Source organism: Exiguobacterium sp. s133 (assembly GCF_018618595.1).
In the GTDB taxonomy this organism is placed as follows: domain Bacteria; phylum Bacillota; class Bacilli; order Exiguobacteriales; family Exiguobacteriaceae; genus Exiguobacterium_A; species Exiguobacterium_A oxidotolerans.
In genome coordinates, this window is the sequence record NZ_JACSMK010000008.1 from 24,329 (window position 1) to 45,654 (window position 21,326).

A 21,326-nucleotide genomic window follows, 5' to 3' on the forward strand; every position below is an offset into this window, starting at 1 on the left:
GGGTCTCGAAAGGGCGAGTAAGCTACCGCCTCGCTATTTAAAGGGAGGTGAGAGCTGACAACGTCATCTGAAGTCCATTTTCTCACCGCAAGACTCTGCAGTATAATATCAGGGATTTTTCTTTAATACTGTCAGTCTTAATTAGTTATTCGAGGTAGGGATCGCAGATTCCTAGAAGGGTTTCATTTAATTTTAAAAAGCAGGTCCCCGTTAACGAAGGGACCTGCTTTTTAGGATTTAACATGATTCGTTAATTTATCGACGAGTTGTTCGAGCGAATCGGTCATTTGATTGAGTGAATCGGTCATCGTTTCAAATTCGTGTTGGACACCAGCCTGTTCTTCGAGTCCTGCAGCTGTAGATTCGATCCCGCGCCGTACCTCGAGCGAGGCGACACGTGTCGTATCCATGCGTTCACCGATTTCAAGCATTTGCGTACCGACACCTTGGCGTGCTGTTTGAATCGAGCGAATATGCTGTTCGACATCTTGAATCATTCCTGTAATATCAGCGAAGGTCTGACCGACGCGTTTCGTCATCTGACGGTTTTCCGTCAACGTCTCGGCATACGCTCGGGCCGTCGCCTTGATTTGGTTTGTGTCTTCGACAAGAGCCTCTAACACTTCCGTCACTTCATTGGCATAGCTTCGTGACTGGACGGCGAGATGCCCGACTTCGGTCGCAACGACGGCGAAGCCGCGTCCCGCTTCACCGGCGCGCGCAGCTTCAATCGCTGCATTGAGTGCAAGTAAGTTCGTTTGCCCGGCAATTGCTTCAAGACTCGCGAGAATCGTCTGGATTTGATCGGAGCGTCCTGTCATCGTCTCGACGGAATCGTTTAAGCGGTTCGTCGCTTCGACCATTGCTTCGACCCGGCGTTCCATCGACTGCATCTCTTCATTTCCTTCACGTGCGGTGGCTGTCATGTGGACGGCTGTGTCTGCCGTCGTCGCCATCTGTGTTTGAATCGTCGCGATTGCTTGATTGACTTGCTGTAACTGATTCGTTCCATGTTGCATCGATTGATATTGACCGTCGGCAGAGTCGACGATCGGTTCGATGGCAGTAGCAATCTGATCTGTGACGACAACTGAGTTTGCAGCAGCTTGCTTCAAGTGTGTCGTATTCGTTTTTAAATGACCGACCAGTGCTTCGATTTGTTGACTGACGTTCGTGATTAACGTGTTTGCTTCCGTTTCCCGTGCGTGCGCCGCGTGACGTTCACGATTTTGAACGAATACTTGAATGATCAGGGCACTGCTCGTTAAAACTAAGAACACTGCATGAATCAGCAACAAACTAAACGGATACCCGGTCGTTCCGCACAGTAGCGTCGGTGCAAAAAAGAATCCGGCAAGATGCTGAATCGCAAATAATACCGTGCTGATTAGAATTAAATCGATTCGCCGGAAATAGGCAATCAATGCCAGAACCATGAAAATCGAGAAGTGATATTCGACGAGACCCTCTCCACCGGCGATGATTGACATGCTTGCGAATGTCAGCGTCAGTGTCAAGAGGATGGCGACCTGTTTACTCTGCGGATTAAGGCGGTACAGGATAACAGCTGCGAAGAGAAAAAAGATAGGAATCAGCGCGACGACCGTTAACATAGCGAGCGACGCGGCTGGTCCTTTTCCCTGTAAAAGGGAGTAGCCTTCTCCAAACGTTGTGAAGCGGTGGAGTCCATGGACGATTAAAGATAAAACGACGATAAGAGACGTGATGCTGAGCATGAGTTGATGACGTTTCATAAAATAAAATTCCTCCGATTTCTAGTTGAAACTAAAACAAAGACAAAGTCCTGTTTTGGTAGACGTATCAAGACTATCGGTTGCACGCATGTGTTTGTTGACTGGAAAAAAAGTTAGATGCACATCCATTATTTTTCTAAAAGAACGTGGCATGAATAAATGCCTGAACGGGTATATAAAAACATCGAAATTGGTAGGAGGAAGCCGCATGAAGTGGAAGGGAAGAGAACGAAGTTCAAACGTAGAAGACCGCCGGGGAATGGGTGGGAAAGGAATCGCGGGAATCGGAGGTGGACTTGGCATCATCATCTTGATCGTCGTGACGTTGATGGGTGGGAATCCTGCTGATTTGCTTGGGGATTTATCCGGTTCAGAGAGCGGGACGAACTCAGGCTATCAAGAAACAGCGAAAGAAAAAGAAGCCGCCGATTTTGTCTCGGTCGTGCTCGCCGATACGGAACGTGTCTGGACGAAGGAGTTTAAACAAGACGGGATGACATACAAAGAACCGACACTTGTCCTTTATACCGACCAAGTCAGTTCAGCGTGTGGACAAGCCGGAAAATCGGTCGGTCCTTTTTATTGTCCAGGCGATCAGAAATTATACATTGATTTAAGTTTTTATGATGAATTACAAACTAAGTACGGGGCGCCTGGCGACTTTGCGATGGCTTACGTCATTGCCCATGAAGTCGGTCATCACGTCCAGACGTTACTCGGGACGTCAGATGAGATCATGCCGCTCCGTCAAAAGATGAGCGAAGAGAAATTCAATAAATACCTCGTCCGGTTCGAACTGCAGGCAGATTATTATGCCGGCGTGTGGGCACATCACGCGCAAGGGGAGAACTTGTTGGAAGAAGGCGACCTTGAAGAAGCGCTTGGTGCTGCAAATGCCGTCGGTGACGATACCCTTCAGAAAAAAGGTCAAGGATACGTCGTGCCGGAAAGCTTTACGCACGGGACATCGAAACAACGGAAAAGCTGGTTCCAAAAAGGTTTTGATAACGGAACGATTGAAGGCGGCGACACGTTCGAAGCAGCAAACTTACAAGCGGATGACTTCAAAAAGAGACCGTTCCGAGTGGGGAACGGTCTCTCTGGGTTAGTCGTTGTAATTGTTAAACATCTTCGCATCATCCGGCACATTGGCGAGGTAGACGATTTTTCCGTCTGCATCAAGGCGGGCGATATCCGTCCCGTCCTGCGTGAAGACCGCTCCGTCAGCCCGCTTGCCGCAGACGGCCCAGCGTGTCTCGAATGTATCGCCATCTGCTGACGGGAGCCAGGCTTCATACATGTGCTTGATGTCCTGGTTGGCAGTGAAGACCAGGCGGACGAATTTTTTCCAGGCGTCGATGCCATGTTGTTCCTGTCCACTCAAGACGAACGTGATGTCGTCCGAAAAGAGGGAAGAGAGGTCACTAAAAGCCTGTTCATCGGTCCGGGAAGCGTCAAATAACTCAAAGTAGCGGTCAAGTGTAGTCATGCGTAAGTCTCCTTTTAGTTGCGAATCATTTGTTGTTCAATCAAGGCTTGCAATGTCGTTAAGTGGTCAGGGGGACAGTTCCTGTCGATTTCCTGTCGGAGCGATCCAATCGTTTCACGTTTTAAGGTCGATTGCCAAGCATCTTCCGCTTCCGTCATCAAGTTAGATAAGAGGCGGACGTTCTGTTCTTTGATGCCCATCAAGTCTTCAAAGACACCACTTGAAGCATAAAGGGATTGTTTTCCTTCGATGGCTTCGTAGACGTCAAAGATACGAATCCGATCGGAAGGTTGATTCAGTCGGAAACCGCCTTTGACCCCCGGGACAGACAGAAGGAGGTCGGCACTGACGAGTTTACGCAATAGTTTTTGAAAGTACGTCGGTGAAGCGCCGAGCTGCTGACTGATGAACTCACCGGGTAAAAGTCCTTTCTCCGGCAAAAAGGTCAGTAACAGCATCGCGTAGACGGATTGTTCGACTCCGGTTTTCATTTGCATGGTAATTCGCCCTTTCTGTATAACGTAGATAACTATTGTCTATAATAGTGGACGTTAGCAATTTTGTCGAGTAAAACGCTTCTCACAAAACCGTCACACCTTTGGAGCGGCATTCTCATGGCAACTAAACGAAGGATTCGGTATACTGAATGTACGATATGTGAAAATATTCACTAAAAGTCGTTCACAATTTGTGAAGGGGCGTTTTTATATGAATCCACTTAAAGGAATCATCTCGATTCCACGTACGATCATGTTGCAATTGATGCTGGCGGCTGTCCTGATGGGGATTGCGGTCATCGGTCAATCGTACTTGATCGTCATCATCGTCGACCGCATTTTTCTCCAAGGGGACGCCTTTGCGGCAATTGTTCCGCTACTCGGTATCTTACTGCTCATGCTGATGTTACGGGTCGCTGTCACGTACTGGAACGGGCGGCTCGGGACGGTTCTCGCGGCACGTGTCAAACAAGACATTCGCCAGGCGCTCGTCGCGAAGTATACGATGAGTTCCGTCGAAGTGATGTCGCAAGGACAGTCGGGACAAAAGGTCAGTGTGTTGCTTGACGCGGTCGATGAGATGGACAGCTATTACAGCCAATACTTGCCGAAAGTCATCCAGACGTCGATCGTTCCCTTGATGGTGCTGATCGCAGCATTCAGTTATGACTGGATTACGGGACTCGTCATGATGATCACGGCACCATTCATTCCACTGTTCTACATCGTCATCGGAATCATGACGCAAAAACGTGCCGATACGCAGCTCGAGAAGATGACGGCGTTCTCCGGAACCTTCCTCGATACGCTGCAAGGCATCACGACGTTAAAGTTGTTTGGTCGCGCGAAAGCACAGCAGGACGTCATCGAACGGAGTAGTCTCGACTTCCGCGATGCGACGCTGACCGTGCTGAAGCTCGCCTTCTTGTCGTCGTTGATGCTTGAGTTCATCTCGATGCTCAGCATGGGGATGATTGCGCTTGAGGTCAGCTTGCGGTTGATTTTATTCCAAAGCATCACCTTTGTTCCGGCCTTCCTGATGCTCGTGCTTGCACCGGAGTATTATTTGGCCTTAAAAGAGATGGGGGCAGCATTCCATACCGGACGGGGCAGTGTTGCGGCGGCGAAACAGATTGCGTCTGAACTGACGCAAGACGACCGGGGCGTAACGTTCGGAACGGTTGAATTAAAGTCCGCGACACCACCGCGGATTGAATTAAAAAACGTGGACTTTACGTATCAGGACGAGCGGTTTGCACTGACCGACGTCACGCTGCGCATCGAACCGTACCAAAAAGTCGCCTTGATCGGACGAAGTGGTGCCGGGAAGTCGACCGTCCTGCAGTTACTCGCGGGACTGGCCGATCCAAAGAACGGCGAAGTTCTCCTGAATGGTCAGCCACGCGCACAAATCACGGAAACGAGCTGGTTCGGACAGCTCAGCTATATCTCGCAGCATCCTTACCTGTATGCGGGGACACTCGCCGACAACATCGCCATTGGTGAATTACGGGAGGCGACGCGGACAGACATCGAGCGTGCGGCAGCTGCCGCAGGACTCGGGGAACTGATTGCGAGTTTACCAGACGGGCTCGACACCGGAATCGGTGAAGGGGGGCGCGGTCTATCGGGTGGCGAAAAACAACGGGTCGCACTCGCCCGTGCCTTCTTAAAACGGCCGGACGTCATCCTGTTCGATGAACCGACGACGGGACTCGACGTCAAGACGGAACACCTGTTACAGCAGGCAATCCAGGAACTCGGACGGACGGCGACCGTCATCACGGTCGCACACCGTCTGCATACGATCGAACAGTCGGACAACATCGTCATTTTAGAGGCCGGCCGGATCGTCGACCAAGGCACACATGAGGCGTTACTCACACGGGATTCGGAATACGCACGGATGCGTGCCGTCCAACGAGGGGAGGAAACACGATGAAAGAATTGATGGGTATTTTTCGATTGATGCTGCACCAGAAACGGGATATCGTCCTCTCGATTGTCTTTGGTGTTCTTGCCGGCGTCACGGCGGTGGGTCTGTTTGCAGCAAGCGGCTTCCTGATTTCGAAGGCGGCACTGTTGCCACCGATTCAAACACTCGCTGTACTGATTGCCTTGCAAAAAATATCAAGCCTGACGCGTGCCGTCAGTCGGTATGCGGAGCGTTATTACTCGCACCGGGCAACGTTTACGATTTTGAGTGATTTACGGACGACGTTTTACAAACGGCTCGAACCGCTTGCGCCGGGCATCTTCGCGAAGTACCGGAGCGGTGACTTGCTCGCGCGAATCGTCGGCGATGTCGAGAGTCTGCAGAACACGTTTTTACGTGTCGTCTATCCGCCGATCATTCTCGTCCTCGTCTTTCTGTGTACAATCTTTTTTGTCAGCTTCTTCTCACTCAGTGTCGCGCTCGTCCTCGTGTTCGGACTGCTCTTGACGGGATTTATCATCCCGGGCTGGTTCGCTTACCGGGAACAGCGTTTCGCGCGGACCGTTCGCGCGCGGCGCGGGGAACTGTCGACGGAAGTGACAGAGTTGTTCCAAGGCTACCGTGACTTAAAAATCTATCAGCAACTCGCGAACAAAGAGACGGAACTGAACGAAGTCGCAGCCCGCTATGTTGCAGAAGAACGGCGAAACGGACTGCATGCCGTCTCGAACCTGGCGCTCAATACACTGGTGACGTTAGTCATCTCGTGGCTCGTCCTCGGACTGGGCGCTTACCTCGTCGCGGATGGTCAACTCGATGGTGTCTTCCTTGCGTTGCTCGTCATGACATCACTGACGGTATTCGAAAATGCGGCACCGATGGCGATTTTACCCGGCTTCTTCGAAGATAGCCGCCATGCTGCACGGCGTCTCGATGACGTCGTAACGGACGAAGTCATGCCGACATATCCTCCGTTTGAACTGGACGCTGCCCCGACGCTTACGGCAACGGACGTCACGTTTTCATTTCCGGGTGAAGTCCGGCCCGTCCTCCGTAACGTCAGCGTGACATTCCCTCGTGGCTCGAAGACGGCGATCGTCGGCGCGAGTGGCTCCGGAAAATCGACCTTGCTCCAACTGTTGCTCCGGATGTATCCGGTAGACGGAATCACGATTGCTGGTGTCCATGGAGCGGAAATCGATCCGGAAGCCTTGTGGCGACAAACGAATGTCGTTTTGCAACAGAATCATTTCTTTTACGGAACGATTCGTGAAAACTTGCAGCTCGCACATGAGGAAGCGACGGATGAAGCGATGGAATTGGCGTTGCGGCAGGTTGATTTGACGTTTAGTCTGGCTGACAAGGTGCTCGAGAAAGGGGAAAATCTATCGGGAGGCGAAAAACAACGCCTCGCGATTGCCAGGATTTTCTTACGCGAAGCACCGCTCTACTTGCTGGATGAACCGACATCGTCCGTCGATGCCTTGACGGAACAGATGATTTTACGTCAACTGTTCGCACGTGCGACAGACGCAACCGTGTTACTCGTCAGCCATCGTCTCGCGGGTCTTGAACAGATGGATCAAATCGTCGTCATGGAACAGGGACAAGTCATCGAAGTCGGAACATATGATGAGTTGATGAACCGACAAGGTGCCTTCTACGCATTAAAACAAGTCGAACAATCCGTCTTTACGCCGGATCAAATCGCACGTTAAACAAACAGGATCCACTTGTGCCACGAACGGCGCCAGCGGATCCTGTTTTTTCGTGTGGTTTAACGGGGTACGTTGAGCCACCAGTGATGGAGGAGCAGGAACGAGCTACTAACGAGAAGGATGGCACAAGTAAAAATAAAAAAAGTCGTACTATTGAAAGTCTGATCATTCATATGGATGTCGAAGACGGATGTGATGGAACGAATGTATTCTAAATCACGTGTCGTTCCTTTGCGATGCATCAAATGATCAATCAAGTCAGCCCGGTACGTCCGGTAGTGATGGATTTGATAGATTGAACCGAACAGCGCGGAACTCCCGCTGAGCAGCAGCAAAATCGTCAGTCCGGGTGGACGGACTTGAAGACGGTGCAGGAAACGGATGACGGAACGGACGCTGGTGACGAATAAGAAGATTAACAGCATTGCCAATAAAATGGCCGGATTGCCGTTACCGGAACTGACTTCAGGTGAAACGGACATCGCATGACCGAAACCAAAAAGACCGGCTTCGACGCACAGGAGACCGACAGCAATCAACCCATCATTTCGTTTTGAATCCATTCTGCACCTCCAGAGGATATGTGATGGATTCAGTGTACAAAAGAATCGTCAGTGCCAGGTGACCGTTTTCCTACAGAATGGAAATGGAATTTTAATGGACCTTATAATGTATCGATGGTAAAGTAAGGAAAATTAAAAAGGGGGAGTTCAATGGATATCCGTCACGAAACAATCGCAGTCGGGAAGCAACTGGTTTCATATACGCATTACTACTCCGAGTCGTCACAGGTCTGTTTTTTGTTGTCAGGCGCAAGTTATGTTTACGATCATCCTTACTTTTACTATAGTCGGATGATGTTGCTGAACCATGATGTCAATATCATTGAGATTCACTATATGTCGGACGACATCTATGAGTTGCCGGACGAGGAAGCGGACGACGAAATCCTTCGCCGGATCGAGGCCGTCATCGCGAAAGTCTTACAAGAAAAAACCTATCTGACGCACCAGTTCATCGCGAAATCCCTTGGAACGGGTCCGCTCGTTACGTTGATGCAACGACCGGTTTTTTCGGAAGCGACAGTCATTTTACTGACGCCGCTTTTGACCGTGCCTTTCATCGCGGAAGGGATTGTCGCAAGTCGGCAACGGGGATTACTCGTCATCGGCGATGCGGACCGCTTTCATGAAACGTCGGCACTCGAACGGTGCCGGGCCAGTCACTTAATGGTTGAGCTGATTCCTGGAGCGAATCATTCGTTAGATATCGGTTTTCAAGTCGATCAGTCGCTTGCGACGGTTGCGCATGTGACGAAACGGATTGAAGAAACACTCTTTCCCGTGACGGTAATTCGTTGAACGGTGTTGTCTATCGTTTCTAGGCGAAGTGAGTGACTGACAAACGTGTCTTCCTTCTCGTGCTTTCCTCGGGCGAGGCGCAAGCCGTTGCTACCTGGTTCTAACGAACCAAGTAGCAGGGTCTTGCCTGCCTCTGACAGCGCAAAAATCGTGCACTTTTCCCCGTAGGAGTCACGAAAAGTGAAACGTTTGTCCGAAAGTTACTTCATTACAGTCAAAAAAGAACGTCCTCGAAAAAACGAGAACGTTCTTTTTTCTGTTCAATACGGACGTAATAACGCACGGACCGGACTGCCGTCACCATCGACGAGCGGGAGCGGGACCGCGTTCAGGTGATAGTCCCCAGGTGCGATTTTATCGAGGACAAGTCCTTCTAAAATATGCACACCATGTGTCGCAAGGGCATGATGGGCAGCCATCTCCTTACTGTCGATCGCATCGACGGACGGAAGATCGAGACCGATCAGTTCGACGCCGAGAGTACCGAGTCGCTCGGCGAGACTGGGTGTCAGGACGGGAATCGACTCAGGAAAAACCGATTTATCGACCCAGCCGTCCGTCTTGATGATGAGACGGCGGACATCCGTCAAATCGAATCTGTCAAGGTCACTTGCGACGAGTTCCGTCCGACCGGGTAAGTAGATGACCCGTGCATGACCGATGTAAAGATCGGGGTCGAGTTCGATGACTTTTTTGCCTGCATCGCCAAAGTGGAACGGCGCATCGATATGTGTGCCCGTGTGTAAGCTCATCGTGACCTTACCGACGTTGACGGACCCGGTGTCAGCCTTACTCCAACTGATCGTATAGTCGAACTTCGTATCTCCCGGCCATGTCGTCACGGACGAAGACAGTGGTTGTGAAACATCAATCCAGCGGTTCATCAGGAATTCCCCCTCATAATTTTGTACGGACGGACCAGAGTTCCGGGAAGAAGCGGTGGTCAAGGACACGCCGGAGATAACTGACGCCGGACGAGCCGCCCGTACCCGGTTTTTGTCCGATGATCCGTTCGACCGTACTCATGTGATTGAAGCGCCACATTTGTTGTTGGCTGCCGATATCGAGTAACTTCTCACCGAGTTCGTACAGGTCCCAGTATTGTGCGACGTCACGGTAAATTTCACCCCAGGCTGCTTCGACACTGGCATCAGCTTCCCAGTCCTGTGTGACATCGCGCTCAAGGATAGCAGAATCAATCGCGAGACCGCGTCGTGCCATCGCGCGGACGGTCTCATCGTAGATGCTGGGCGTTTTTAAATCAGTGTTCAGCTGAGCGAATAATTCTGTTTCATGTTCATAAACACGCAACATCTGCGCGTTTTTAAAGCCGAGTGCAAATTCGATTTGCCGGTTTTGATAGGACTGGAAACCGGACGAGTGCCCGAGCGAATCCCGGAACTCGAGGTACTCTGCCGGTGTCAACGTCGAGAGGACGGACCAGGATTGAATCAATTGTTGCTGAATCTTTGAGACACGGGCGAGCATCTTGAATGAACGTTCAAGCTGATCGTCCGCAATTGCCTTTGTCGCAGCCGTCATCTCATGCAAAATCAACTTCATCCAAAGCTCGCTTGTCTGGTGGATGATGATGAACAGCATTTCATCATGATGATCCGATAAGCGGTGTTGGCTGCTGAGTAGTGGATCAAGCTGTAAATAATCCCCGTACGACATGTCTTTCTTGAAATCCGTTTGAATCGTCGACTCGATTTCATTGTGACCGGTCTGTTCCATTCCAATCGATCCCCTTTACGTTAAAGTGATTGTGAACGTTTCTGTTGATCTGCTTGCGGTGGATGATTTCGTTTCCAAAACGCGTAGGCAATCGTCAAGAAAATCAACCATGGGATTCCGAACTTCAGGACAATTTGGAAGTCCGTGAACCATGTCGTGATGACGAGCGCGACTAACAAGATCGCGCCGAGCGCCGTCAAATACGGATACCCCATCATCCGGACAGGTAGTTTCCGCCCTCCGTCCCGTTCCCAGGCTTTGCGGAAGTAGAGGTGGGAAATAAAAATCATGAACCAGGTGAAAATCGCACCGAACATCGAAATCCCCATCATGAACGGGTAGGAGACGCTCGATTGGCTGCTGATGACGGCAGCTAAGAAGATACCGAGTGTCGAGATTCCGAGTGCGAACAGCGGAACACCTTTTGCGTTCAGACGACTGAAGATCCGCGGGGCGTAGGTCGCTTTCGAGAGCGAGTACATCATCCGCGTCGAGGCATACAGTTGACTGTTCATCGCTGACAAGGCAGCTGTCAGGATGATGAAGTTCATGATGCCGCCTGCATACGGAATCGACAGAAGCTCCATCACTTTGACGAACGGACTTTGATCAATCCCACCGGCCTGTTGCCACGGGACGATCATCAACATGACGGCGATCGTCAGAACATAAAACGTCGAGAGACGGAAGACCGTCGCTTTTAATGCTTTCGGCACGGCAACGTCCGGGTCCTTTGCTTCACCCGCCGTGACCGCGATTAATTCTGTTCCGATAAAACTAAAGAGCGAGATAAAGACGGCGACCCACAGACCGGAAATTCCGAACGGCATGAATCCGCCATCATTCGTGAAGTTTTGCGGGCCGATTTCCGGTGCCGGACTACCGATGATCAAGTACGCACCAAGAACGATGAACATGAGAATGGCACTGATTTTGATGACGGAGAACCAGTATTCAAACGTCGCAAACGTATGGACCGTCGTAGCATTGATATAAATGAGTGCACCGGCAAACAATAAAATCCATAAGTAACCGGGAACGTCCGGGAACCAGTATTTCATGTAAATTGCAATCGCACTGACCTCGACCCCGATGGCGAGAACGTTCGCGACCCAGTACGAATAGCGGACGAGAAAGCCGGCGTAGGGACTGATATAGCGTTCGGCAATTGTTCCAAACGCACCGGAAGTCGGATGGGCGACCGTCATTTCGGCGAGGCAGCCCATCAGTAATAAGACGATGAAGGCGCCGATCGCATAACTGATCAGCACGCTTGGTCCGGCGAGACTGATCGCGAGACCGCTTCCGAGAAATAGTCCCGTCCCGATGGCAGACCCCATCGCTATCATCGTCAGTTGACGTGTTTTTAAGTCACGTCGTAGTTCAGTAGGGTGTTCTTTCATGATGACCTCCTTACGCGACGACTTCGCGTTCATTTGCGAATTGCGCGTATTCCTTCTCTTCCATAATGGTCTTCAGTGTCGCAACGACGTCGTAGACATCGCTAAACGTATTGTACAATGCGACCGGTGCGAGGCGAACGATGTTCGGTGCACGGAAGTCGGGAATGATGTGATGGGCTTTTAACGCTTTACAGATCCGCGCCGCTTCCGGATGTTCGAGGCTCAAGTGTGCACCACGCTGCTTATGATCGCGAGGACTTCCGATAAAGAAGCCGTAAGGCGCAAGTTCTTCATCGACCAGGCGCATCATATAATCCGTCAAGGCGAGCGATTTTTCCCGGACGGCACCGATTCCGACTTCTGCGAACAGTTCGAGGGCACCGATTTGCGGCGCAAGACTTAAGACATGTGGTGTTCCAATCTGGAAGGCACCCGCATCTTCTGCCGGCGTCAATGTGTGATCCATGTCGAATTGTTTGTCCTTGCGCGAACCGAACCACCCGGTTAAACCGGGGAGTGTCCCGAAGTGCCGCTCATGGACGAATAGACCACCGACGGTTCCCGGTCCACCATTTAAATGTTTATAGTTGCACCAGTACGCAAAGTCGACGCCCCAGTCGTGAAACGCATGGGGGACGGCACCGACGGAGTGACAGCCGTCAAAACCGATCAGGATTCCCCGGTCATGGGCGGCCTTCGTCAAGCGCTCCATGTCGAGGACTTGCCCGCTCCGGTATAAAACGGTCGGGAGGACGATCAAGGCGATGTCATCTGTCATTGCAGCAATTAAATCCTCTTCGTCAAGGAAACGTCCGTCACGACTCTCGACTTGGACAAGGTGCTCGGCTGGGTCGAGTCCACGTAAGCGAAGCTGGCTTTGCAGTGCATAAATGTCTGACGGGAACGTCAGACTGTCTGCTAAAATTTTTGTCCGTTGTCCGCTCGGCGCAAAGAACGTCGAGACGAGTTGATGCAGGTTGACGGTCGTCGAGCCTGTCACCATGACTTCGTTTGCCCGCCCGCCGACGAGTGGGGCGTTTAAGGCAGCGAGTTTTTCCGACAATTCGAACCAAGGATGGCGTCCTTGCATCCAGCCGTCAATTCCGAGTTCGCGCCAATCGGCCAGCGACTCAAGCAATGTCTGTTCGGCACGTTTGGATAAGAGACCAAGCGAGTTGCCATCCATATAAATCGACCCTTCACGGAGATAAAATTCATTACGGTACGGTGCAAGTTGGTCTTGCTGATCCATGCGGACTGCATCTTCACGGTTTGCGGTAAGTGTCATCTCGGTTCCTCCTCGAACTGAATCCTCAATCAATTTTGACAAAAGCGTAGCAAACAAATTGACACTGTGTCAATATTATCGAATAACGAATCAAAAGGAGTGGTGTGAGGATGAAGGAACCAGGACAGGCGAAAGTCGACAAACGTCATCTACGGACGGTGCGAACACGTGAAAAGCTGCTCGTTGCAGCACGTGACGTCTTTTTATCGCAAGACTTTCAAACGGCAACCATCTCACAAATCATCAAACAAGCAGGTGTCGGTTACGGAACGGCATACGTTCATTTTGAAGGGAAGGATGAATTGTTGATCGTCCTGATGGAAGACGTCATGGACCGGTTTTACAAAATTGCCGAGCAAGTGTTTGAGCCGCGTTCGCGTGCGGACGCAAAACAGCAGATTTTGGAACAGGCGACGGCCTTTCTTCGGTTAGCGGATGAGGAGCGGGCGATGCTTCGGATCGTCGAGCAAGCGATTGGCGTATCGTACGTCGTCCGGACGAAGTGGAAACAGATTCGGGAACGGTTCATTGAACAAATCAGCCAAGACATTTTATATGCCCAGCAGCAAGGGCTTGCCCGGATGGATCTTGATCCGAAACTCGTCGCACGCGGGTGGTTTTTCGCAAATGAAATGTATTTGTTTGAAGTCGTCCGGTCAGAAACGACGGCGACGATCGATGAGATTGCGCGGACGCTGACGGAAGTGTATGCACATGGATTGTATCGAGAAGATTAAGTGAAGGCATGGCGGGGAATTGTCCTGTAATTAACTAAAGGGATGTGGGAACCGTGGCATTTGATTATGAGATCGATTTCGAGACGACGGACTTTCGGAAGGAACCGGAAAAATACCGCGTCGGACGGGGGGAGCAAGGTGTCCTGCTTGTCGAACCGTATAAAGGTGAAATCCTGCCGCACTGGCGGTTCAAGACACCGGAGATTGCAAAGGAGTCCTCTGAAAAAATCTATGAAATGTACTTAGCCTATAAAGCGGCGGGTGATTTCGTCGGGATGGATATGGCACGGAAGTTCATTCAGATGGGACACACACGTGCCCGTCGTTATGCGAACTATCCGGGAGGGCGGAAATATAAGGATAAAGAAAAAGGCGAGTTGAACGAACGGGACATTGACCCGGAAAAAGCAAAATCCGCTGAAATCTTTCAAGAGAAGTGGGACTTGATCCGGGCCGATGAAGACTACCTGAAGTTAAAAAAAGCCCATCAAAAAGCATATGGTTAAAATGAATCGAAGAGGATCCAATACGTCAGTAACCTTGCAGCGATGCACATATCTTTGACGACGCTTCCTCCGATTTTTCTTAAAAATCAGTTTCCATATTGCACTAAAAAAGACGGATTTGAAGGGGAACGATTTGTTATTATGAAACAAATCAATCATGGAGTGTGAAAGGATGAAAAAGCTGAAGCAAGTCGTGTTAATCCTGTTCGGATTGAGTATGTATGCAGTGACGGAATATTACATCGAGACCGTTGCGTATTCTATTTTGCTCGTGTTATTCGTAAGCAGTGTGGGACTTAGTTTCGTAGGCGAAATACAGGAAGCGAGCTTTTTTACGACGCGTCGCGTTTTTCTGACGACACTGCTCTGCGGACTGCTCTTCAATCATGTTCTTTGGTTAGAATGGACGGCTTTCTTGTTTGTCTTGCTTGCGGTAGAAGTCAGTGTGAAAGGACTTCGTTTAATTGCGACCGAATTCCGTCTTCGAAAAGAGCTGCAACGTTAAGAAAAGACCGATTCATTTAGATGTCGTACGATAAACAAAGAGTAGGGCGGTCTCCGCTATATATCCGGAGTCGTCCTACTCTTTTTTAGTGGGTGAAACTTAAGACGTACGTTCGATTTTTTCAATCAACCGGGACTGGCGGCGTTGCCATACGACAGAGCCGACTAACGTCACGGCGAGGAAGACAAGTCCCAGCATGAACGGATATAAGATATTGACGTCATACAGCAGACCGGCGAGTGTTGGTCCGAGGACGTTTCCGATGCTCATATAGGCATTGTTCATCCCCATCGCAAAGCCTTGTTCGTTCCCGGCGAGTTTTGAAATCATCGTGTTCAAGACAGGTCGTAAAATCGACGTCGCGAGGAAGATGACCAGCGTGACGGCGAAGAAGCCGCCGTAACTCGAGGCGAAGAGTGAGACGAGAAACCCGAGTGTCGCAATCAATAAAAAGATATTCAATACTTTGCCTTCACCCAGACTCCGGGTGATTTTGTCGACGATAAAGATTTGAGCAATAACGCTGATGATACCCGTCGATGTCACCATGACGGCGATATCCTTTGGTGAAGCACCGAATTGGTTATCAATGAAGAGACCAAGGACGGATTCATACGCCATCAGACCAAAACTCATGACAAGTGTAATGACGAGTGGGACGAAGTACGGTTTTTGGAACGACGCACAGATTTTACTGAGCATCGATCCTTCGTCCGGTGCCATCGCTGTTGCGTCATGGACATCACTTTCTTTGAGCAACAAGATGCTGAACAAGACGGCGAGTCCCGAGACGAGAGCTGAGACGAGTAGCGGCAACTTTAAGTCATATTCGGCGAGGAACCCACCGATTCCCGGTCCGATGACGATTCCAAGCGACATCGCGGCCGAGACATAACTGTTTCCTTTCGCCCGTTGATCCATCGTCGTGATATCGGCGACGTAAGCAAAGATTGCCGGAATCAGTAAGGCAGCACCGATACCACCGATTGCACGGGACAGATAAAGAATTGCGACCGAGTTCGAGAAGTAAAAGACGAACATCGACAGTGTCAGACCAATCAGTCCATAGATGATCATCTTGCGACGGCCGTATTGATCGGCCCATTTTCCGGCAACGGGAGACATGACGAGCTGGGCGCCGGCAAAGATGGCAATCATCAGCCCGGCAGCCGTTCCACCTTGTCCGATGGAGGCGAGATAAGCAGGCAGAATCGGAATGATGATCCCGAAGCTCCCGACGGCGATGAACATGTTGATCATCAAGACCGTTAATTTTTTACGTTGATCCGCTTGCAAGGGGACCCCTTCTTTCTGCGCGCTTATGTAAGCGATTATTGTGTCATCCTTATCATCTTAGTTTCAAGAGAAAGACTGTGTCAATTTAGAGGGCTGAAAAGACCGGATTGATTTTGAAATGGATACGGAAAAAGGGATTGCCATCTGAAAATCGATGGACAATCCCTTTTTGGATGTTTTAGATGAAGTCACCTGCTTCTACACGTATCAGGTAAAGCATCAGCTTGTTTTCTTGAATAACCAATTCACATTCGGCGATAGCAACGGTCGCAAAATCCGGACGACCGGGCGACTCGACAGGACAAAGACAAGAACTGTCGCGAGCAAGAGCCCTAAGCCGATCAACAGGAACGGTGATTCTGCGATGGCCGGTGGTAAGGAATCCCGGAAGAGACGGACGATGAACGAATGGAGTAAATAAATCGCTAACGTCTGAATCCCGATTTCGTCAAACCGTTCACCGAAAGATCGTCTTGGGACAATCAGGAGGACGGAGAAAATCATGACCGTACTGACTGCATAAAGGAACAGTTGCGTCGCCGCTCCCTTAAGGAGAGAGACCTCAAATTCACCGTATGTATCCCGGTAAAAGAGCCATGCCGTATCAAAACCGTTTTTTGTCCAGATGCCCATAAAAATCGCAATCGTCAGTGAAACGACGAGACCGACGAGTCGTCCGGCAGGCCCCGTCAACCGATCGCGGAAGCCGTCATTCGCTAACCATCCGCGTTCTTTGACGAGATATCCCATCAAGAAGAACGGATAAAAGCTAATCACCTTTTGGAGCGACAGGAAGTTTGTGATCGCACCCGGGTCTGCATTGATTAAAAGCGCAACAGCGACACTGACCAAGAGCGGGAAGCGTAAGATGAGGAATCCCGGTGTGACGATTTGCCAAATGATAATGCCGAGCAAGTACCACAATGTCCAGCTTGGGACGAGCGGATGAAGTAATCCGTCAATCAGTCCTTCGAGCGTCTTATCGTTCGCATAAGCTAGGTAGACTTCATGAATCGACTGCCAAATAAAATAGAGAACGACAAACGAAATGATTCGTTTTGGTCGGACTTGTTTGAAGAAGTATCCGCTCATGAAGATGAAGGCCGGCATGTGCAACAAGTAGATGACATTGTAAGCGATTTGGACCGAATCATTGCCGTCAAGATTGCGGAACGTCTCGATCAAGTGACCGAAGACGACCGTGAAAATCAACAAGACTTTGTAATTCCCGAGCCAGTGATCGTAAGCCGGCACGGGAATCGGCTTTGGAGCAACCGTCATTTGTTTTCTCCAAGAATGATTTGATCGACGAACCGGGCACTTGATTTCCCGTCCTGATGCTCGAAGAAGTACTCAGCGAACGCTTTGACGTTGTCCATTTCGAAGTCTTCATTTTTAATCCGTTCAATCAATTCATCCGAATTTTTGACGATTGGTCCGGGCACGAATTCTTCAAAGTCGTAATAGAAGTCACGTTTAGAGATGTAGTCGTCTAAGTCATAAGCAAAGAACAACATTGGTCGGTTCAAGAGTGAAAATTCGAAACACGTCGAAGAATAATCCGTAATCAAAATGTCTGAGACGAACAACAACTCATTGATTTCACGGTGATCCGTCAAATCGATGAAGAAATCAGCGTACAGTTCTGGAATTTCCATCCGACGACGAACGAATGGATGCATTTTTAAGACGAAGACATACTCTTCGTGGAACGCTTCGTACAAAGCATCTAAATCAAGTTGGTCGAAGTCGTAATAAGCACTTTTCGCACCATTACCGCGGAAGGTCGGCGCGAACATGATGACTTTTTTCGTTTTGAATGTTGGATAATCTTCATAAATCCGTTCTTTCGCAGCAGCGATGTAGTCCTGGTCGAAGAACATATCCGTCCGCGGAATACCTGTTGCGATGACTTGATCTTCGCGGAGACCGAATCCTTCAGCGTAGTGGCGCGCGACATTATGTGAACTGACGATTGCTTTCGTATAGTTCCGGTGACTGAGCGAGTTGGCGCTTGGACCACCCGGTTTACCGAGGCGGCTGTAACCGAACGTCTTGAATGCTCCGACAGCATGCCATACCTGGACGAGGTCCGTTCCTTTACGGATTTTGAGTGGATAGATCATCGGATAGAAATCATCGACGAGAATTGTTTTGGCTGTCGCCAGGTGATATGGCAATGTGAATTTATCACGCCAGTCGCGTCGGGATTGAAGATTCGGTTTGAAGAATGTCTTGACGTCGAGGTTCAAATCGCGTCGCTCGATTTCGTCGAGAATGTAGGCGAAGTTTCCGCTGACATCACTCCGTGAGTCGGAAGCGAACAAGACTTTGTCTTCCGCAATCGGCTGCGTCCATTTCGTGACGTTGTAGATGGCTTTAAACGTAAACCGACGGAATTTAAAGGCGCGTTTGCGGAAATCCTTTTTATATTTGTTGTACCGGTCAATCATCCGGATGAAACGTTTTGACTCCCCGCGTTTTAGGGAATGGAAGCTTAAGGTGTTGCTATACTCAGAATGTTGGACGACCAGTTCATATTCGAGTTTCAATAACAGATTGCTATGTTTCGTATCGACACGGTAAATGACCGGAATCAGTGCACGTGTGTCGCCGAATGGGGCTTCGTGTAAAATCGAGTTGCCCTGGACGATTGCGAAGAAGGCATCAAAATAGCCCATTGGTAAAGGACGTCCCGTCGGTGTGATGTGATTGAGGTTCAATGAGCCGGTAAAGGTCTCTTCTGTCCAGTCCCCTTCAAATGGGAAGCGGAGGATGAACGTCCGTTTATTCCGTTTATTGCGGAAGACGATGGCACGTTCAAGCGGAATGGGTGCTTCTGGTGCTTCCGATTGAATGTAGTCATCTTCTCGTTCTGTTTCCTGTCCTTCTTGTGCTGTCGGGTTTTCGAAAAGTAATTGTTCTGCTTGCAAGAATTCAGTTAATCCAAACAAGCGTGCCTCAAAGCGGAATGTCGTACCGGCAAGCTCTAAATAGTCGACTTTCGCTTGTAAAGTCGGCATCAGTGTTTCTTCTGTCAAAACAATCTCTCCTCACGTAAATGATTACAATGTATTTACACAAAAGTAATAGGTTTTTAAAATCACCAGGAACATAGTATAGTTGTATTAGAAATCACCAATCATTATATCGTGACAAAGCAAAAAAAATAGTGCTTTGTATATTTTTTTTGTTTTTTTCGTCAAGTGTGATCCGATTATCCGACTCTATTCGAAGATATACCCACATCGCTGGTAGGTGGAAACCAAAAAAGATTTTTGATAAGGGAGGGAAGCAGGTTGTTTCATGACAGCGCCGTCACGCGACGGATGAGACATCTGCGATACAAGATGATTTATGCAGCAATTTTAGCTGGGGGAAAAGGAACACGCATGGGGAACGTCGATCGTCCAAAACAATTTCTTTCAATTGGGGAACGTCCGATTCTCGTCCATACGGTCGAAAAATTCTTACTGAACGATGATTTTGACCGTGTCATCATCGTCACACCAACAGCGTGGATTAACTATACACGCGATATCTTAGAAAAATACATCGGACAAGATGAGCGCATCGTCATCACGGCTGGTGGAAATGACCGGAACGAATCCATCATGGCGGCGATCAACTGGATCGACGAAAAGAATGGCATCACAGATGAAGATATTATCGTAACGCACGATGCGGTCCGTCCATTCCTGACACACCGGATCATTAAAGAAAATATCTCGACAGCACTTGAGTATGGTGCATGTGATACTGTCATTTCAGCCATCGATACAATCGTTGCATCGACAGACGGAAAAACAATCACAGACATTCCGGTCCGTGACCAGATGTATCAAGGGCAAACACCACAAAGCTTCCAAATCACGAAGCTGAAATCACATTATGAAGCCTTGTCTGCTGAAGAGCGTGCCATTTTAACGGATGCGTGTAAGATTCTATTGCTCAAAGGTGAAGATGTCGCACTCGTCACAGGAGAACTCTTCAACATCAAAGTCACGACACCTTATGATTTACGTATTGCTAACGCAATCCTGAAGGAGCGGATTAACCAATGATTAACCAAGTCTATCAACTCGTTGCACCTCGTCAAATCGAGGTGACGTATGATGAGCGGTCGTTAAAATCTGATCGCGTCGTCGTCCGGCCGACTTACTTGTCAATCTGTCACGCGGATCAACGTTACTTCACAGGAAGCCGTAGTGCAGAAGTACTCGCGAAAAAATTACCGATGGCGATGATTCACGAAGGAATCGGAAAAGTCGTTCATGACCCGTCAGGAACATTCGCAAAAGGGACGCTCGTTGCGATGGTACCGAATACGCCGTCTGAGACGGATGACATCATCGGCGAAAACTACTTGCGGACAAGTCGTTTCCGTTCAAGCGGTTATGATGGCTACATGCAAGATTATGTTTTCATTCAAGCCGATCGTCTCGTCGAAGTACCGGCAGATCTTAACCCGGAAGTCGCAGCCTTTACAGAACTCGTCAGTGTCGCTGTACACGCCGTGACACGTTTCGACCAAATCGCACATGCGCGTCGGGAAACGTTCGGAATTTGGGGTGACGGAAACCTTGGTTTCATCACAGCACTGTTGTTACGTAAACTGTATCCGGAAGCGAAATTACTCGTCTTCGGAAAAACACAATCGAAGCTCGATTACTTCTCGTTCGCGGATGAGACGTATCATATCGACCAAATTCCAGAAGGTGTTGCCTTCAATCACGGGTTTGAGTGTGTAGGCGGCATCGGCAGTCAATATGCAATCAATCAAATGATTGACTATATCATTCCAGAAGGGACGATGGCATTGCTCGGTGTATCTGAGGAGCCTGTTTCTGTCAATACACGGATGATTCTCGAAAAAGGATTACGTGTCTATGGGTCGAGTCGCAGTACACCAACGGACTTCGCTCGGACGATGGAACTGTATCAAACGTACCCGGATATTCCAGAATACTTGTCGAACTTAGTCGCAGGTGTATTCCAAATTCGTCAAATCGAGGACATCCATCAAGCGTTCGAAAGCGATTTAACGAACCGTTTCGGAAAAACCGTCATGGAATGGTGCATGTAAAAATTAGTAGGTG

General features: G+C 49.5%; 19 protein-coding genes and 1 pseudogene. 9 read left to right on the plus strand and 11 right to left on the minus strand.

What is annotated here, in order from left to right; all coding sequences use genetic code 11:
• Positions 1-230: 230 nt before the first annotated feature.
• A complete protein-coding gene (locus KNP96_RS11325) occupies positions 231-1,754 on the minus strand; it encodes a methyl-accepting chemotaxis protein (RefSeq protein ID WP_214770548.1) in 1,524 nt (507 codons plus the stop codon).
• Between the two features lie 208 nt (positions 1,755-1,962).
• Between KNP96_RS11325 and ypfJ the strand changes: the two are divergent.
• Positions 1,963-2,805: pseudogene (ypfJ, locus tag KNP96_RS11330) on the plus strand (KPN_02809 family neutral zinc metallopeptidase); the annotation flags it as partial.
• 54 nt (positions 2,806-2,859) lie between these two features.
• On the opposite strand, the gene KNP96_RS11335 reads toward ypfJ, so the two are convergent.
• Both KNP96_RS11335 and KNP96_RS11340 read right to left on the minus strand, forming a co-directional pair.
• A complete protein-coding gene (locus KNP96_RS11335) occupies positions 2,860-3,243 on the minus strand; it encodes a nuclear transport factor 2 family protein (RefSeq protein WP_088836042.1) in 384 nt (127 codons plus the stop codon).
• 14 nt (positions 3,244-3,257) lie between these two features.
• A complete protein-coding gene (locus KNP96_RS11340; protein WP_088836043.1) occupies positions 3,258-3,740 on the minus strand; it encodes an Rrf2 family transcriptional regulator in 483 nt (160 codons plus the stop codon).
• A gap of 211 nt (positions 3,741-3,951) precedes the next feature.
• On the opposite strand from KNP96_RS11340, the gene cydD reads away from it, so the two are divergent.
• Both cydD and cydC read left to right on the plus strand, forming a co-directional pair.
• Positions 3,952-5,682 (plus strand): thiol reductant ABC exporter subunit CydD, encoded by a 1,731-nt coding sequence (cydD, locus tag KNP96_RS11345; protein WP_214770551.1) that lies wholly within the window; start codon positions 3,952-3,954, stop codon positions 5,680-5,682.
• On the plus strand, positions 5,679-7,394 hold the full coding sequence (gene cydC, locus KNP96_RS11350) for a thiol reductant ABC exporter subunit CydC (RefSeq protein WP_214770554.1): 1,716 nt from the start codon (positions 5,679-5,681) through the stop codon (positions 7,392-7,394). Before cydD ends, cydC begins: the two co-directional genes overlap by 4 nt.
• A 59-nt stretch (positions 7,395-7,453) precedes the next feature.
• Here the strand turns inward: cydC and KNP96_RS11355 are convergent, their stop codons facing one another.
• Entirely contained in the window at positions 7,454-7,957 is a 504-nt protein-coding gene (locus tag KNP96_RS11355) for a hypothetical protein (RefSeq protein ID WP_214770558.1), read from the minus strand.
• 150 nt (positions 7,958-8,107) lie between these two features.
• Here KNP96_RS11355 and KNP96_RS11360 point away from each other — a divergent pair, with 150 nt between their 5' ends.
• Positions 8,108-8,755 (plus strand): cyclase, encoded by a 648-nt coding sequence (locus KNP96_RS11360; protein WP_214770561.1) that lies wholly within the window; start codon positions 8,108-8,110, stop codon positions 8,753-8,755.
• Between the two features lie 260 nt (positions 8,756-9,015).
• Here the strand turns inward: KNP96_RS11360 and kynB are convergent, their stop codons facing one another.
• From kynB to kynU, 4 genes are read right to left on the minus strand one after another with little or no spacing between them, the layout of a single operon-like run.
• Positions 9,016-9,639, minus strand: a complete 624-nt coding sequence (gene kynB, locus KNP96_RS11365) for an arylformamidase (protein ID WP_214770564.1) — start codon at positions 9,637-9,639, stop codon at positions 9,016-9,018.
• A 13-nt stretch (positions 9,640-9,652) separates the two neighbouring features.
• Complete coding sequence (kynA, locus tag KNP96_RS11370; RefSeq protein WP_214770567.1) at positions 9,653-10,492, minus strand: tryptophan 2,3-dioxygenase; 840 nt, start codon at positions 10,490-10,492, stop codon at positions 9,653-9,655.
• Between the two features lie 20 nt (positions 10,493-10,512).
• Entirely contained in the window at positions 10,513-11,895 is a 1,383-nt protein-coding gene (locus KNP96_RS11375; protein WP_214770570.1) for an amino acid permease, read from the minus strand.
• 10 nt (positions 11,896-11,905) lie between these two features.
• Entirely contained in the window at positions 11,906-13,183 is a 1,278-nt protein-coding gene (kynU, locus tag KNP96_RS11380) for a kynureninase (protein ID WP_214767651.1), read from the minus strand.
• Positions 13,184-13,293: 110 nt separating this feature from the next.
• Between kynU and KNP96_RS11385 the strand changes: the two genes are divergently transcribed.
• The 3 genes from KNP96_RS11385 to KNP96_RS11395 all read left to right on the plus strand — a co-directional run bounded on the left by KNP96_RS11385 (position 13,294) and on the right by KNP96_RS11395 (position 14,931).
• A complete protein-coding gene (locus tag KNP96_RS11385; RefSeq protein WP_088836052.1) occupies positions 13,294-13,920 on the plus strand; it encodes a TetR/AcrR family transcriptional regulator in 627 nt (208 codons plus the stop codon).
• A 53-nt stretch (positions 13,921-13,973) separates the two neighbouring features.
• Positions 13,974-14,426 (plus strand): DUF4385 domain-containing protein, encoded by a 453-nt coding sequence (locus KNP96_RS11390; RefSeq protein WP_088836053.1) that lies wholly within the window; start codon positions 13,974-13,976, stop codon positions 14,424-14,426.
• 172 nt (positions 14,427-14,598) lie between these two features.
• The gene (locus KNP96_RS11395; protein ID WP_214770573.1) at positions 14,599-14,931 is read left to right on the plus strand and encodes a hypothetical protein; all 333 of its coding nucleotides are present in this window, start codon (positions 14,599-14,601) and stop codon (positions 14,929-14,931) included.
• Between the two features lie 99 nt (positions 14,932-15,030).
• Here the strand turns inward: KNP96_RS11395 and KNP96_RS11400 are convergent, their stop codons facing one another.
• The 3 genes from KNP96_RS11400 to KNP96_RS11410 form a co-directional block, all read right to left on the minus strand.
• Positions 15,031-16,227: an MFS transporter gene (locus tag KNP96_RS11400; RefSeq protein WP_214770576.1), complete on the minus strand. Its 1,197-nt coding sequence runs from the start codon at positions 16,225-16,227 to the stop codon at positions 15,031-15,033.
• Between the two features lie 219 nt (positions 16,228-16,446).
• On the minus strand, positions 16,447-17,508 hold the full coding sequence (locus tag KNP96_RS11405) for an acyltransferase family protein (protein WP_088836055.1): 1,062 nt from the start codon (positions 17,506-17,508) through the stop codon (positions 16,447-16,449).
• Positions 17,505-19,268 carry a CDP-glycerol glycerophosphotransferase family protein gene (locus KNP96_RS11410; protein ID WP_239456790.1) on the minus strand — a complete coding sequence of 588 codons (1,764 nt, stop codon included), beginning with the start codon at positions 19,266-19,268 and terminating at the stop codon, positions 17,505-17,507. Before KNP96_RS11410 ends, KNP96_RS11405 begins: the two co-directional genes overlap by 4 nt.
• 309 nt (positions 19,269-19,577) lie before the next feature.
• Between KNP96_RS11410 and KNP96_RS11415 the strand changes: the two genes are divergently transcribed.
• Both KNP96_RS11415 and KNP96_RS11420 read left to right on the plus strand, forming a co-directional pair.
• A complete protein-coding gene (locus KNP96_RS11415; RefSeq protein WP_029332336.1) occupies positions 19,578-20,291 on the plus strand; it encodes an IspD/TarI family cytidylyltransferase in 714 nt (237 codons plus the stop codon).
• A complete protein-coding gene (locus KNP96_RS11420; RefSeq protein WP_029332337.1) occupies positions 20,288-21,313 on the plus strand; it encodes a ribitol-5-phosphate dehydrogenase in 1,026 nt (341 codons plus the stop codon). The genes KNP96_RS11415 and KNP96_RS11420 overlap by 4 nt, the downstream gene beginning before the upstream one ends.
• The last annotated feature ends 13 nt before the right edge of the window (positions 21,314-21,326 follow it).

What these genes read in the sequence shown, in the direction of transcription:
- KNP96_RS11325 (WP_214770548.1), bottom strand. Translation starts at nt 1,754, where the DNA reads ATGAAACGTCATCAACTCATGCTCAGCATCACGTCTCTTATCGTCGTT.
- KNP96_RS11335 (WP_088836042.1), bottom strand. Translation starts at nt 3,243, where the DNA reads ATGACTACACTTGACCGCTACTTTGAGTTATTTGACGCTTCCCGGACC.
- KNP96_RS11340 (WP_088836043.1), bottom strand. Translation starts at nt 3,740, where the DNA reads ATGCAAATGAAAACCGGAGTCGAACAATCCGTCTACGCGATGCTGTTA.
- cydD (WP_214770551.1), top strand. Translation starts at nt 3,952, where the DNA reads ATGAATCCACTTAAAGGAATCATCTCGATTCCACGTACGATCATGTTG.
- cydC (WP_214770554.1), top strand. Translation starts at nt 5,679, where the DNA reads ATGAAAGAATTGATGGGTATTTTTCGATTGATGCTGCACCAGAAACGG.
- KNP96_RS11355 (WP_214770558.1), bottom strand. Translation starts at nt 7,957, where the DNA reads ATGGATTCAAAACGAAATGATGGGTTGATTGCTGTCGGTCTCCTGTGC.
- KNP96_RS11360 (WP_214770561.1), top strand. Translation starts at nt 8,108, where the DNA reads ATGGATATCCGTCACGAAACAATCGCAGTCGGGAAGCAACTGGTTTCA.
- kynB (WP_214770564.1), bottom strand. Translation starts at nt 9,639, where the DNA reads ATGAACCGCTGGATTGATGTTTCACAACCACTGTCTTCGTCCGTGACG.
- kynA (WP_214770567.1), bottom strand. Translation starts at nt 10,492, where the DNA reads ATGGAACAGACCGGTCACAATGAAATCGAGTCGACGATTCAAACGGAT.
- KNP96_RS11375 (WP_214770570.1), bottom strand. Translation starts at nt 11,895, where the DNA reads ATGAAAGAACACCCTACTGAACTACGACGTGACTTAAAAACACGTCAA.
- kynU (WP_214767651.1), bottom strand. Translation starts at nt 13,183, where the DNA reads ATGACACTTACCGCAAACCGTGAAGATGCAGTCCGCATGGATCAGCAA.
- KNP96_RS11385 (WP_088836052.1), top strand. Translation starts at nt 13,294, where the DNA reads ATGAAGGAACCAGGACAGGCGAAAGTCGACAAACGTCATCTACGGACG.
- KNP96_RS11395 (WP_214770573.1), top strand. Translation starts at nt 14,599, where the DNA reads ATGAAAAAGCTGAAGCAAGTCGTGTTAATCCTGTTCGGATTGAGTATG.
- KNP96_RS11405 (WP_088836055.1), bottom strand. Translation starts at nt 17,508, where the DNA reads ATGACGGTTGCTCCAAAGCCGATTCCCGTGCCGGCTTACGATCACTGG.
- KNP96_RS11415 (WP_029332336.1), top strand. Translation starts at nt 19,578, where the DNA reads ATGATTTATGCAGCAATTTTAGCTGGGGGAAAAGGAACACGCATGGGG.
- KNP96_RS11420 (WP_029332337.1), top strand. Translation starts at nt 20,288, where the DNA reads ATGATTAACCAAGTCTATCAACTCGTTGCACCTCGTCAAATCGAGGTG.